The sequence below is a fragment of the Moraxella sp. TY6 genome, from assembly GCF_048551375.1.
In the GTDB taxonomy this organism is placed as follows: domain Bacteria; phylum Pseudomonadota; class Gammaproteobacteria; order Pseudomonadales; family Moraxellaceae; genus Faucicola.
Genome location: NZ_JBLYZJ010000015.1, coordinates 1 through 13,217 on the forward strand (window position 1 = coordinate 1; position 13,217 = coordinate 13,217).

The 13,217-nt window shown below is 42.4% G+C and carries 11 protein-coding genes; 3 read left to right on the top strand and 8 right to left on the bottom strand.

Annotated elements, in window-relative coordinates:
* The first annotated feature begins 134 nt into the window (after positions 1 to 134).
* Positions 135 to 986, top strand: a complete 852-nt coding sequence (locus ACK1U4_RS10090; protein ID WP_419401610.1) for a ParA family protein — start codon at positions 135 to 137, stop codon at positions 984 to 986.
* 212 nt (positions 987 to 1,198) lie between these two features.
* Positions 1,199 to 1,456 carry a GlsB/YeaQ/YmgE family stress response membrane protein gene (locus tag ACK1U4_RS10095; RefSeq protein WP_419401613.1) on the top strand — a complete coding sequence of 86 codons (258 nt, stop codon included), beginning with the start codon at positions 1,199 to 1,201 and terminating at the stop codon, positions 1,454 to 1,456.
* 174 nt (positions 1,457 to 1,630) lie between these two features.
* Here ACK1U4_RS10095 and thrC read toward each other — a convergent pair whose 3' ends face one another.
* The 4 genes from thrC to fmt form a co-directional block, all read right to left on the bottom strand.
* Positions 1,631 to 3,049, bottom strand: a complete 1,419-nt coding sequence (gene thrC, locus ACK1U4_RS10100; protein ID WP_419401609.1) for a threonine synthase — start codon at positions 3,047 to 3,049, stop codon at positions 1,631 to 1,633.
* A 52-nt stretch (positions 3,050 to 3,101) separates the two neighbouring features.
* Positions 3,102 to 3,587 carry a hypothetical protein gene (locus ACK1U4_RS10105; RefSeq protein ID WP_419401608.1) on the bottom strand — a complete coding sequence of 162 codons (486 nt, stop codon included), beginning with the start codon at positions 3,585 to 3,587 and terminating at the stop codon, positions 3,102 to 3,104.
* A gap of 8 nt (positions 3,588 to 3,595) precedes the next feature.
* On the bottom strand, positions 3,596 to 4,924 hold the full coding sequence (rsmB, locus tag ACK1U4_RS10110; protein ID WP_419401607.1) for a 16S rRNA (cytosine(967)-C(5))-methyltransferase RsmB: 1,329 nt from the start codon (positions 4,922 to 4,924) through the stop codon (positions 3,596 to 3,598).
* 116 nt (positions 4,925 to 5,040) lie between these two features.
* Positions 5,041 to 6,054 (bottom strand): methionyl-tRNA formyltransferase, encoded by a 1,014-nt coding sequence (gene fmt, locus ACK1U4_RS10115; RefSeq protein WP_419401606.1) that lies wholly within the window; start codon positions 6,052 to 6,054, stop codon positions 5,041 to 5,043.
* 309 nt (positions 6,055 to 6,363) lie between these two features.
* Here fmt and ACK1U4_RS10120 point away from each other — a divergent pair, with 309 nt between their 5' ends.
* On the top strand, positions 6,364 to 8,976 hold the full coding sequence (locus ACK1U4_RS10120) for a response regulator (RefSeq protein WP_419401605.1): 2,613 nt from the start codon (positions 6,364 to 6,366) through the stop codon (positions 8,974 to 8,976).
* An 88-nt stretch (positions 8,977 to 9,064) separates the two neighbouring features.
* Here the strand turns inward: ACK1U4_RS10120 and ACK1U4_RS10125 are convergent, their stop codons facing one another.
* The 4 genes from ACK1U4_RS10125 to nrdR all read right to left on the bottom strand — a co-directional run bounded on the left by ACK1U4_RS10125 (position 9,065) and on the right by nrdR (position 13,208).
* The gene (locus tag ACK1U4_RS10125) at positions 9,065 to 10,210 is read right to left on the bottom strand and encodes a CAP domain-containing protein (RefSeq protein ID WP_419401604.1); all 1,146 of its coding nucleotides are present in this window, start codon (positions 10,208 to 10,210) and stop codon (positions 9,065 to 9,067) included.
* Positions 10,211 to 10,394: 184 nt separating this feature from the next.
* On the bottom strand, positions 10,395 to 11,084 hold the full coding sequence (locus tag ACK1U4_RS10130) for a riboflavin synthase (protein WP_419401603.1): 690 nt from the start codon (positions 11,082 to 11,084) through the stop codon (positions 10,395 to 10,397).
* A gap of 486 nt (positions 11,085 to 11,570) precedes the next feature.
* Positions 11,571 to 12,680, bottom strand: a complete 1,110-nt coding sequence (ribD, locus tag ACK1U4_RS10135; protein ID WP_419401602.1) for a bifunctional diaminohydroxyphosphoribosylaminopyrimidine deaminase/5-amino-6-(5-phosphoribosylamino)uracil reductase RibD — start codon at positions 12,678 to 12,680, stop codon at positions 11,571 to 11,573.
* 6 nt (positions 12,681 to 12,686) lie between these two features.
* Entirely contained in the window at positions 12,687 to 13,208 is a 522-nt protein-coding gene (gene nrdR / locus ACK1U4_RS10140; RefSeq protein ID WP_419401601.1) for a transcriptional regulator NrdR, read from the bottom strand.
* Between the last annotated feature and the right edge of the window lie 9 nt (positions 13,209 to 13,217).

The window sequence follows — 13,217 nt, forward strand, 5'->3', positions numbered from 1 at the left end:
ATATCGGTTATTACTCTCAGCTTCTCAGTCGGCTTTTGCCGAATTAAAGCTGTTGAAGACTGCGTAACTTCAGTTATTATAAAAAATTTGCTACAGTTAGCTATGATTTACATTAAAAATAACAAAGGTAACTCATGCTAACTAGAGTAATTTTCAACCAAAAAGGCGGTGTTGGTAAATCCAGCATTGCCGTCAATCTCGCCAGTATCAGTGCCTCAAAAGGCTTTCGCACCCTACTGATTGACCTCGACCCCCAATGTAACGCCACCCAATACCTACTCGGCGAGCAAGTGGTCAATGACAGCACCCTCCAAAACCCCATCATCACCCCCAACATCGAAACCTTTTTTGCCCAAACCCTACAAACTGCCCCCTCGACCTCTGCCATGCTCTTTGCCATGCCATTTGGGGGAATCAGTGGCTCTGCCGATACCGCTTTGAGCGAGTGCATTCACGCCACACCATTTGACAATTTATCCATCATTCCTGCCAGCCCAGTGTTGGGCGAGATTTTGCACCAACTTGAAAGCAAACACAAAATCTACAAATTGCGAGAGGGGCTAAAACGCCTAAGCGAGCAGTTTGACCGTGTGTATATCGACACGCCTCCTGCATTTAATTTTTTTACCCTATCCGCTTTAATCAGTGCCAATTTTGTGGTTGTGCCGTTTGACTGCGATATTTTCTCGAAGCGAGCCTTGCAAGTGCTACTGCAAAACATCATCGAAACTCGCCAAGACCACAATAGCGAGCTGTTAATTGAAGGTATTATTGTCAATCAATACGACCCTCGTGCCAACCTGCCTAGAGAGGTGGTGCAGTCGTTGGTGGATGAGGGCTACCCTGTGCTAAACGCCAAGCTAAGTCCGTCCGTCATTATGAAAGAATCGCACCATGCCAACACGCCATTGGTATATTTTGATGCCAAACACAAGCTCACCCAACAGTTTGTGGCGGTATTTGATGAGTTGGAAGCGGACAATTAATCGCTTACCCAACTCCCCAAAAATCCTTTGCATATTGACATAGCCTTACAGCCTTTATAAAACATGGTTAAATTTACATAATAATGTTACACAATTAACAAAGTGACATTATTTTTTATGAGTAATCCGCTCTACAATGCACCCATTAACACAACAAGATGATTGCATTGAAAATTATCTCTTAACCAAAAATTTAAAGGATTGCTATTATGATGTCATTTTTATATATGTTATTTATTGGTCTAATCACAGGTGTGATTGCTCGTGCGATTAAACCAGGTGCGGATTCAATGGGCTGGATTTTGACCATTGTATTGGGTATTGTCGGTGCGATGGTTGGTGGTTTCATTGCAGGTATGCTTGGTATGAATGCCAACGGTGGTTTTACAGGTCTGATTCTATCCGTCATTGGTGCGATTATCGTACTGTTTGTTTATGAACTTGCCACAGGTAAGCGTAAAATTGGTTAAGTGAAAACTTAACATAACGCTGATAAAAACAACCCCAAATTGTAGGATTTGGGGTTGTTTTTTTGTCAAATATCCATTCAATTAACACCACACGCTTGATAAAAGGGCGTAAGCATTACGCCCCTACAACAGCTATCGTATTTCTACGATTAATGATGAAATGATGATAAGTGGTTAATTTTTTGGCGAAACATGATTTTCGATTTGCTCACGTACCAATTTAGCATCATTATCCAATACCGTGACAAACTGCGGTAATGCCTCAATACCTTGGGTACTGGCAGGGCGTGGGATGTCCACTGTACCGACCGCTTCGGTGATGGTTTCAGCGAATTTGGCAGGTAGGGCGGTTTCGGCACATACGATGGTTTCACCGTCTTTGCGTAGCGTGCGAGCGACTTTGATACCATCGGCGGTATGTGGGTCAATCAAGCCGTCACCTGCTTCATATACTGCTTTAATGGTGGCGAGACGGTCGGCATGGGTGGATTTGCCAGACACAAAGCCGTATTTGTCCTGTACATTGTCCAATAAATCCGCCAAGTCAAAGCCTTTGCCAGTATTCACATCTTGCCAAAGTTGGCTCAATTTTTGGCTGTCTTTACCGACCAATAGATATATAAAGCGTTCAAAGTTTGAGGCTTTAGAAATATCCATCGAAGGGCTAGAGGTAACGTAGGTTTTATCTGTTCCACGTGGAACATATTTCCCAATGTTAAAGAAGTCGTTCAAGACATCATTTTCGTTGGTAGCGACAATCAGGCGGTCTATCGGCAAGCCCATTTCACGTGCGATATGCCCTGCACACACGTTGCCAAAGTTACCAGACGGTACGCAAAAACTCACTTTTTCGCTATTGTCGGTGGTGCTGGCAAAGTAGCCTTTAAAATAATACACGATTTGGGCAAGAATACGTCCCCAGTTGATGGAATTGACCGTACCAAGGCTGTATTTGGCTTTAAAATCAGCGTCTTGTTGCAAGGCTTTGACGATATCTTGACAATCATCAAACATGCCTTTGATGGCGATATTATGGATGTTTTTATCGGCAAGGCTATACATTTGAGCCCGTTGGAATTCGCTCATTTTGCCGTGTGGCGACATCATAAACACTTCAATATTGTGCTTTCCACGCAACGCATATTCCGCCGCCGAGCCTGTGTCGCCACTGGTCGCACCGATGATAGTCAGGCGTTCGTTTTTATGCTCCAGCACATATTCAAAGGCATTGCCCAAAAACTGCATGGCAATATCTTTAAAGGCAAGCGTAGGGCCGTTGGATAATTCGAGGATTTTAATGCCGTCTTTGAGGGTACGCACAGGCGTGATATCGCTGTGACCGAATGCTTCTACGGTATAGGTTTTATCAACTAACGCTTTTAAGTCATCTTTTGGGATGTCGGTGGCGAATAATTGCATGATTTCAAAGGCAAGGGCTGGATAGCTTAATGCACGCCATTTGGTTAAGGTCGCATCGCCAATCTGTGGATAGGTTTCGGGTAGCATTAAGCCACCATCTGGGGCAAGTCCCATCAATAATACATCGCTAAATTGCATGGGGGCGGTGTTGCCACGAGTGCTGATATATTGCATATTTATTCCTTTACTCATCAAAATTAAAATCGTTTGGGTAACATAGCATTATTTAATCCACTTGTATATTACCATCGCCATTGATAAAAACACGCACAAGTCCAGACCAATCCACAGGTTTTGAAATGTCTTCAAAACTTATAATGGATAGACCAACTATTTGCAGAATCATGGGTGATAGTTGTCGTAATTTTTGCCAATGGTGATTGTAAAATTCGCTGATACTATAACAATCTGATTCATCCATTGCTTTTAATGTATCTATAAACTGCTGATAAATTTCTATCACACAGCCTTTTTCAACATCATATAATTCATCAAATTCTTCTATCCATACTTTTGAATAGCTGTCTAATGCTTCCTTAAACAAAAAAGCATTCGTGATATAAGGATGTGGTGAGAGTTTAGCATTTGGTAATCCACCGATAACTTCTACCTGCTGATTAATAGGAAAGGTTAAAATAGATAACAGTTCCCAAAAACTATCATACATATCATAATCTAATACCAGTGGTGGTACATGATAAACTTCTCTCAAGTTGTCACCTAAGCTTTTTTCAATAATGAATAAAAGAACCCATCGCCATCATTTTTATTTAATGGCAAACATTGATAACCAACTGGACGCTTTAATTGATTGGGTAAATCAAGGGTAAAATCTATCGTTTGAGCGTTTGAATGATTTGCCAAAAACCGCTCAATTTGCTGTTCATTTTCCGCCTTTAACAACGAACAAGTCACATACAATAAATACCCACCCTCTGCCAAATTCGCCCAACAATTTGCCAAAATCTTACCCTGTAACTCAACCGTTTGCACCACGTCATTTTCGCTACGCAATAACGCAATATCTGGGTGACGGCGAATCACGCCTGTAGCTGTACAGGGAGCATCAAGGACTATCACATCAAACGGCTTGTCGGCTTTAACGCTTGTCGCATCATCACAAATCAGCGTGACTTTATCCTGTACTTTATCACTCATCAACTGCAAGCGTTGCAAATTTTCGCTAACACGGCTCAAGCGTTTGGCATCATTATCCAAGGCGGTGACATGAGTCAGCTGTTCCACGTGAAACACTTCGAGAAAATGAGCAAGCTTTCCTCCTGGGGCAGTACAAGCATCGAGTAGATTGATGGGTTTATCGAGTGCCAAACTTGCCAAAATATGGGCGGATAGTTGGGCGTGGCGGTCTTGTACACTGACCCAACCATCAGCGAAGTGCGGTAACGCTGTGATTTTGACATTGTCAGTCAAGCGAATCGTTGCCTCATCACCCACGCCCAACGGCTCGATAGCATAGCCAACGCCTGTTTCATCCAGCAATTTGGTATACTCATTCAAGGTGCAGAACTTGGCATTCACTCGCAAAAAAATCGGTGCAGGCAGACGTAATGCTTGCCCCAATTTGGCATAGTGGTCGTTCCAGTCGGCTTTGAGTTGTTTGGCAAGCCAGTTGGGTAGGCTGTGGTTTTTTTCGATTTTTTTGATAAATTTGGCAGGGTTTTTTTGCACTTTTCGCAAGATGGCGTTTATCAAGCCTGCCCCATAGCCTTTATCCAGTTGTTTCACCGCTTCGACCGTTTCGCCAATACTGGCATAGTCTGGCGTGTCCATGTATAAGAGTTGGTAGAGTCCGATATTTAGCCCTGCCCATACGCCTTTGTCGGTGACTTCTCGCTCGATTAGGCTCTCGCCAATCCGAGATAACGCCCACCATTGACGCAATGTACCGAGTAGCAGTTCGTGGGTAAAGCCTTTGTCGGCTTCATTCACACTATTTAGCAATGGGTCAAGTAGGCTTGAGAGCGACTCACCTTGTTGGATTCGCTCAAGCGTTGAGATGATTTTGGCTCGTGTACTTAATTGGGTCATGGGTTGCCTTTTTATAAAATTGGATTTTGGGCGTTTGCAAGATATTTTTACGATGTAGGGTCTGTTCCACGCACCTTTATCAATCTTCAACTGGTGCGTAAAACGCACCCTACGCATCAATAAAAATTATCACCATCATTGAGTTTATCCCCATTGGCAATCTGTTCAGCGGTGAGTGGTTTTCCCCCTGCCCATTGCATTTTGGTGATATTGATAAGGTGTTGAATGCCCCCTTCTTTTTCATTTAAGCCATTTTTACCACAAGCAACCAAAATTGCATTTTTGCCAACACTAACGACTTTACCTGCTGGTTCGCTTGTGATTTGATCAGTTTTGATGGGTTTGGCTTCTAATACTTTAATACGTTGATTCGGGTCTTTTTGGGCGGATAAATAGGTGAAGGCATTTAATGCTCGAATTTGACGTTGAATGGTAAAGGCATCATCTTTCCAGTTGATTTCACCTTCTGCTGTGGTGATTTTTTCAGCATAGTTTGCCAATGCGTCATCTTGTTTTTCAGCTTTAGATTGATAACCTGCTAAATCAGATAAAACAGTCACTATCGCTTCACCGCCCAATATCGCCAGTTTATCATGCAAAGTTTGGGTGGTGTCGGTTTCTTCAATCGGGCAAGCGATTTTATATAGCATATCACCTGTATCTAAGCCTTGAGCCATTTGCATGATGGTGATACCTGTTTCGCTATCGCCTGCCAAAATCGCTCGCTGAATCGGAGCAGCCCCACGCCAACGAGGGAGCAGTGAGCCATGCACATTGAGGCAACCAAAAGTCGGAGCATTTAAGATACCGAGTGGTAAAATCAAACCATACGCCACAACCACCATCACATCAGGGCGATAATTAGCAAATGTTTCACGTGAAACTTTTCCATTTTCCCACTTTAAGCTAAAACTTTCTGGTTGTTCGACAGGGATATTATGGGCTAGGGCAAGTTCTTTAACAGGGCTGGCAGAGAGTTTTTGCCCTCGCCCTGCTTTGCGGTCGGGTTGGGTATAGACGGCGACAATCTCAATATTGAGTTTTTCGGTATTATCAATAAGGGCTTGTAAGGCAATCTTGGCAAATTCGGGTGTACCTGCGAAGATAAGACGTAAAGGGGTGTTTGACATGGTAATTTTCGGCATTTTTTGTAGAATTTCTGCTATTATAGTATGGTTTGTGATAATACTAAACCATACTTTATAGGTTGGTTTGGGCAATTTGTGGATCATTGCTTGATAAGGTAGTCAACCATCGTGTCTAACTCACCGCCTTCCGTTTTCAATAAACCTGCCGCTCGTCATGCCTTACTGGTTTTAGTCATTGCAATGGGGAGCTTAATATTATCGGGTTATGGATTGTTGTGGTTTCACGCTACCCAAAAACAGCATGCAGCATCAAGTTTCTTTATTGATCAGGTGCTAAATGATGTTAATTTTATGATTGAAACCAATCAAACAAGTAACTTAAAACCTCATTATGCGAAGCCATTGGCTGTCCAAAACTATCAAATCTTTATTTTTGAGCCAAATGGTCGCACGATTAATTTAAGTGATAATCCAGAAAAATCCACTAATGATTTGCCCAGTTGGTCGATTGAAAGCCGATACCAACAAACGGTGTATAGTTTTACTGGAGTGGAAGTTTGGCAATCACTAAATAATAATTACCGTATTTATATAAAACTGACTTATACCCCACTGTGGCACGGCTTTGCCAATCCGCTATATGCATTACCGATTTTGATTGCGATTTGTATTTTTTTATTAAGTATTATCCAACTACGTAAACGCTATGAAATATGGCAACAAATCATTGATTATGGACAAAATATCCAGCAAATGATGTTGGCTGGCTATCACCCCATTCATATCAACCGTGGCTCAAGCCATGCCGAAGTACAACAATTGGCTCAAATTATCAATCGTCTTAGTTTTAAGATGTACCAATATTTTCAGCAATTACATGAGCTAAATCTTCGCCAAAACACCTTAATCGACAATTCACCAACCTTGTTATTTTTGATTAATCGTAAAGGACGGTTGGTATATTTTAACGAGCAATTTGCCCATACCTTTATCACCCCCTTTAATAAAGACGTGGTGTATATGCTCACGGATTTTATAACAGGAACGGATAAAGCGACCCAACAGTTAATTACCCAAATCGCTGATACCCATGCACTATCGACTTTTGCCGTTACTAATTTACAGCGTGATATGTATTTTGATATGCGTGTTAAACCTTATTATAATCGCTTTGGGCAGTTGCAAGGGTTTAGCGGTAGTTTGGAAATTGTGACCAACTATTATGAAAGACTACAAAACGCATGGCTAGAAGACAAGCAAATTACCGAGAAACTAGAAAGTTTTAATAAGCTTTGGGCGGTATTGGGACATGAGCTACGCACGCCCTTGAGTGGCATGATTGGCATGATTGACTTATTGGTAGAAGATACCAACCAATTAGATGAAGAACAACAAGACGTTTTATCCACCTTACAGCAATCCAGTAAGACCATGCTTCAACTGCTCAATGATATGCTAGATGTGGCAAAACTGGAAGCAGGGAAACTACAAACAAACCTATCCATGACCGACCTATCCCAAAGTATTCGCCAAGTGGCAGATTTAATGGCAGGAAATGCTCGCCGTCATGGAATTAGTTTGTATGTATTTACCGCCCCCAATGTCCCTCGCACCTTTGAAACCGATGATGGGCGATTGCGTCAAATTTTGATGAATTTGGTCAATAATGCAGTGAAATTTACCAAATCAGGCTATGTGGCAATTTTATTGGATAAACTCAATGACGAACATCCCATCATCCAACAAAAAGCCACCGAAACCTCACGAGCAAATAAAAACTGGTTACGTATCACTATCAAAGATACAGGTATTGGTATCGCTGAACAGGATAAAAAACGCCTATTTTCCTACTTTAACCAAGCCAATGATTCGATTAGCCGACAATTTGGCGGTACAGGACTGGGGCTTGCCATCTCTAATAACTTCTCCCAGTTATTGGGTGGGTTTATCCATTTAGAAAGTGAAGTCGGCAAAGGGAGTGAATTTCAGGTATATTTACCGATGTTAAAATTCGGTATTCAACCGATGTACCAATTTAATCTAGAAAACATCAAAATTTTTATTGTATTTATATCACCCTATGATGTCACGGAGCGTATTGGGACAATCTTTGATGCCATTGATATCCCGCATGCGGTCATCCATGATACCGATGAAAATTTAGTCAGCCGTGTCAACACCTTGAGTTTTGGGGAACGTACCCCTGTATTTTTGGTTGATGACGTGGCGTATATTGGCAAAGAGTCACTTTACGCACAAATACCAGCCTTTAATAACCATATCAAATTTTTGATGAGCTTAGAGTCTGAACGCACCCTTGATACGAGCTTGAGCCAAAGCTTTGATGGCATTATCCAAAAACCCGTGACGGTCAGCAATATCATTGCCGAAATCATCCACCAACAACAAACTCAACCTGTCAACGAACAATATACACCCAGCTTATCCGCACAAAAAGCCTTTGAAGCCTTCCTAAAAAAACACAATGACAATCAACATCTTACCATCATATCGCCCCTAAATTATTCCGCCACAATGGTGACACAAGATGGACTTACTCACACTGATTTTGTGCCAGTAAACCCAACCACCACCTATGAACAAAAAGGCATTTTGGTCGCTGAAGACAACCCTGTGAATCAAAAGATTGCCAAAAAACACCTATTAAATTTGGGTTATGATGTCATTATTGCCAATGATGGACAAGAAGCCTTGGCATTATTAAAGCAACACCGCTCAAAAATTGGCTTGATATTGATGGATTGCCGTATGCCAATCGTTGACGGCATCGAGGCAACTCGTCAGATTCGTGCCAATAAAGATAGCATTCCGATTGTTGCCCTCACCGCCAATGACACCGATGAAGACCGCAATATCTGTATCGAAGCAGGGATGGATAACTTCTTGACCAAACCTTTAAATAAAGAAAAACTGCAAAATTTAATTCGGCATTATTTTATTTAATTGAAAAAATGATACTGCATTAAAAGCCCTTTACCTCAAAGAGATAAAGGGCTTTGCTATGCTACGAATGACTAAAGATTTGAGATTTTTAAGATGCTGTTTTGGCTTGGGTGGTAAAACTAAACTGCCCTGTTTGCTGAGTCTTATCAGCAAATGTCAACGTATAATTCACTTTATAAGCGGTGCTAGGTGCAAGTGCCACATCAGGGATAAAAATCGCTTCATAAGGTTTTAAGCGACTATCAATATTCGGATGTGGGTCATTCGCTGTCAACAACGTATGCACCTTAGTCAATGGTAAATTGCTATTGGTCGCTTGATAACTTGCCTCTGCACTGACAATGGTTTTATCAGCAGGGGCAATCACATAAGTTGGTTGACCAATAGGAAAGGCTTTTAAATCTCGATTGGGTAGTGGATTTGGCTCTTCATGGTTGATGCTGTAGGCAGTACCTGTCACCCCATCACAAGGATAAGTCAGCACTTTATCAATACTGGCTAGCTCATAACTACTGGGTGAAGCAGACATCAGCTCAATAAAACTGGTGGTGTAATACCAAGACGAACTTGTCCATTTTGCCTCTTGATAAGCACCGCCCACTTCAGTCAAATAAGGTATCACCAAACCACGCATATGATAGGGGGCTGCTAATAATTTTCTTAATTGAGCTTGAGCTTGCGTGCTGGCATTTAATTTTGTATCACTCGCTGTAATGGCTTGTGCAACCCCCATATTCTCTGACAAAATCATTTTTTGGTAATTAACTGGTTGAGCCAACTGTAACTTGACACCCGTAGTATTAATGCGATCCGTATTCAATACGCCACTAAAATAAGGATTGGTTGTGCCTGTTGCGACTAACCCTGTTTTTACCGATTCCTCATGGTTAATAAACATGGTTTTATTTTGGCGACTAACCTCTGCCATATAATTGGCATGATTCATCGCAGATTTGCCCAGTTCAGCATTCGCTTTTAAAGAGCCAAAGCCACATTGACTACGTTGTTGATTGAGTAAATCCACCATCGCATTACTAGCTGTTTGCATCTCAGCCGTGGTTTGTGTAGTGGTCGCTGGTTGAGAGGTTGGTGTTGGTGTTGGTGTTGGTGTTGGTGTCGATGATGAACCACCACCGCCACCACCGCAAGCAGTTAACGTCATGGTTAATGCAGTCATGACTGCCATTGCCAAATGAGAGCGAGGGGATAGGGTAAAGCCAATAGATGCAGTCATAAATCATTCCTTTTGTAGTCAATAAAAGAAGATAGGTTGTTGATTGTATTATAGTTAGAATACACGCTCATAATATGACAAATTGTTACTAAAAATAAACACCTTCAGATAAATGGTATGTTTTTCACGCTATCAAATCAACAAAAATCGTATTCATCTGCTTGGCTTTTTACCCGGCCTCAACTTACCGCCCAAACCCGTTTTCGACCAAAAAATCCACGCTAATACCCTGCCCAGTTTGTCCACTTACATGGCTATCACGTATATTTGCTTGCCCTTGTGAACCCAGTAATAACCGCTCTAGATAACGTGCCAATACATCCACCTCAACATTCACCAAATGCCCAATTTTCCAGTGTTTGGCGATATTGGTCACTTGGGCGGTGTGAGGAATAATATTAAGGCTAATGACATTATCCTTGACCAAATTGGTAGTCAAACTAATACCATCCACCGTGACTGAGCCTTTGGTAGCGACATATTTGGCAAAATCACTAGGCATGCTGATTTCAATATAAATCGAGCGTGAATCTTGACGTATCAAACTCACCGTGCCTGTAGTATCAACATGACCTGACACGATATGCCCCCCAAAGCGAGTAGTAGGAAGCATGGCTTTTTCGAGATTTAGTGTGTCACCCACTTGCCAATGTTGAAGGGCGGTTTTACTTAATGTTTCACGTGAAACATCCACTGCATACCAATCACTACCTTGCTCCACCACAGTAAGGCAAATGCCATTACTGGCAATAGAATCACCGAGTTTCACATCCCCAAAATCTAGCTGATTAGACTGAATAGTTAAGCGAACATCGCCTTGTTTATGTTCAATGCGTTTGAGTTGCCCTGTGGCTTCGATAATACCTGTAAACATAATTTTTTTCCTAATGATATTTGATAATGTTGGATTTCACATGCTCAATTCAACCTACATGCCATGCAAATTGCGTCAATTTTATTATTAAAAACACCTAAATAATATAAGAATTTAATAACCCCTTAATCCTATTACTGGTTAAATCATTGTGATTATCACCAGTCGTACACTTTAACGGTGGATAACTTTTATTAAGCAAGGTAAAAACCACCCATTTTAAAAAGTTATCCACATCATTAAACTACTGGTCGTTTTTTAAACAGTCTAAAGTGTTTCATGTGGAACACACTATTTTAAAGGTATTCCACGTGAAAAATTTTTAAAACCACCTAAGAATGTTTCATGTGGAACTTTTATCCACAGTACAATTTTAAAATTTCCTAACGGTCAATCTTGTTAAATCAAGGCGGTGGATAACTTAATCACAACCTTTCTACATATAGCTTAACTCGTATTATTGCGTATTTTTATTATCAATCTAGCCTAATCAAAGCAAAAACGCAATTTGAGGTCATTATCCAATGTTTCATGTGAAACAAGGGTCATGCGTAATTGTTGTGACATTTGGCTAAAATCCAAGGTCGTCATGGCTTGGGCAGTCGCCCCCAATATACAAGGAGCTTGATACACTATCCATTCATCCACCAGTCCTGCCTGCAAAAATGCCGTGCTAACGCATGCCCCCGCTTCAATCAGCACATCTTGAATGTGATGTTCGATTACAAGCGTCTGTAATAAATTTGACAAATCAATCGTTGGCTGTTGCACCAATAAGATGGGTCGAGTAGCTAGTTGGTGTTGATACCATGCTGATTGCTTGTCAATTCTGCCACGTCTGTCCAAGACCACCAATAAAGGCTGTGGTATATCGGTAATTGGCACACCCAATCGCTCACTTCTGACATTAAGGCTAGGGTTATCCGCCAACACCGTCTGACTGCCTGTGATAATCGCCCCAGACATCGCTCGTAAGGCTTGTACGTCCTCACGAGCAGATTCACCTGTAATCCACTTGGACTCACCATTTGCCATGCTAATGCGACCATCTAGGCTACAGGCGGTTTTTAGTCGAACATACGGCAGACCGCCCAACATGGTGCGAAAAAATCCACGATTTAACGCATGGGCTTCATCGTGACAGATGTCTGTTATTACGTCAATGCCTGCTTGTTTGAGCTTGGCGATACCGCCACCTGCGACTTTGGGATTGGGGTCGGTGACAGCGATGACCACACGGCTGATATTGGCTTGAATTAAGGCATCAGCGCAAGGGGGCGTGCGTCCGTGATGGCTACACGGCTCAAGGGTGACATAAGCAGTCGCCCCTGCTAAGTCATCGCCTAGGCTGGCTTTGGCTTGGCGTAGGGCAAATACTTCGGCATGGGGTTGTCCTACTTGGTAATGATAGCCTTCGCCAATCACTCGCCCATCTTTGACAATCACACAGCCAACATGGGGGTTGGGTCGTGTGGTGAACAGCCCTCGTTTGGCAAGGGCGATGGCTTGCTTCATGTAGTAGCGGTGTTGCTGGTTGTCGGCTGATGCTGGTAGGTCGGATAATGGAGGGTTTTGACAAGTATAAGGGGCAGTCATGGCAGTCTAATCGCTTTTTTTACGTTTACGGCGTTGGGTCAAGTCGTGAATTTTTTCGCTAATTTCAGCTTTATTGGGGTTATCCGATAGGCTGGATAAGGCTTGCTGAAAGGCTTCAATGTCTTGAAAATCACGGTATACACTGGCAAAACGTACATACGCCACGTCATCAAGGGCTTTAAGCTCGTTCATTACCGTTTCTCCCACCACTTTACTCCCCACCTCACGCTCGCCCATTTGACGCAGGGCTTTTTCGATACGGCTGATTAGGGCTTCAATGCGGTCACTGTCGATGGGACGTTTTTGCAGGGGTAGTTGAATGGAACGGCGTAGTTTTTGGCTATCGTAGGGTTCGATACGTCCACTGGATTTGATGATACGAGGCATGACGGCTTCGACAATTTCAAAGGTGGTAAAGCGTTCTTGGCAAACGGTGCATTGACGGCGGCGGCGGACTTGTGAGCCTTCGGCAGCGAGGCGTGAGTCCATGACTTTAGTGTCTTCAGCATTACAAAAGGGGCAGTGCATAGTGATTCC

Coding starts and splice junctions, on each gene's coding strand:
- ACK1U4_RS10090 (WP_419401610.1), top strand. CDS start 135: ATGCTAACTAGAGTAATTTTCAACCAAAAAGGCGGTGTTGGTAAATCC.
- ACK1U4_RS10095 (WP_419401613.1), top strand. CDS start 1,199: ATGTCATTTTTATATATGTTATTTATTGGTCTAATCACAGGTGTGATT.
- thrC (WP_419401609.1), bottom strand. CDS start 3,049: ATGCAATATATCAGCACTCGTGGCAACACCGCCCCCATGCAATTTAGC.
- rsmB (WP_419401607.1), bottom strand. CDS start 4,924: ATGACCCAATTAAGTACACGAGCCAAAATCATCTCAACGCTTGAGCGA.
- fmt (WP_419401606.1), bottom strand. CDS start 6,054: ATGTCAAACACCCCTTTACGTCTTATCTTCGCAGGTACACCCGAATTT.
- ACK1U4_RS10120 (WP_419401605.1), top strand. CDS start 6,364: ATGATTGAAACCAATCAAACAAGTAACTTAAAACCTCATTATGCGAAG.
- ACK1U4_RS10125 (WP_419401604.1), bottom strand. CDS start 10,210: ATGACTGCATCTATTGGCTTTACCCTATCCCCTCGCTCTCATTTGGCA.
- ACK1U4_RS10130 (WP_419401603.1), bottom strand. CDS start 11,084: ATGTTTACAGGTATTATCGAAGCCACAGGGCAACTCAAACGCATTGAA.
- ribD (WP_419401602.1), bottom strand. CDS start 12,680: ATGACTGCCCCTTATACTTGTCAAAACCCTCCATTATCCGACCTACCA.
- nrdR (WP_419401601.1), bottom strand. CDS start 13,208: ATGCACTGCCCCTTTTGTAATGCTGAAGACACTAAAGTCATGGACTCA.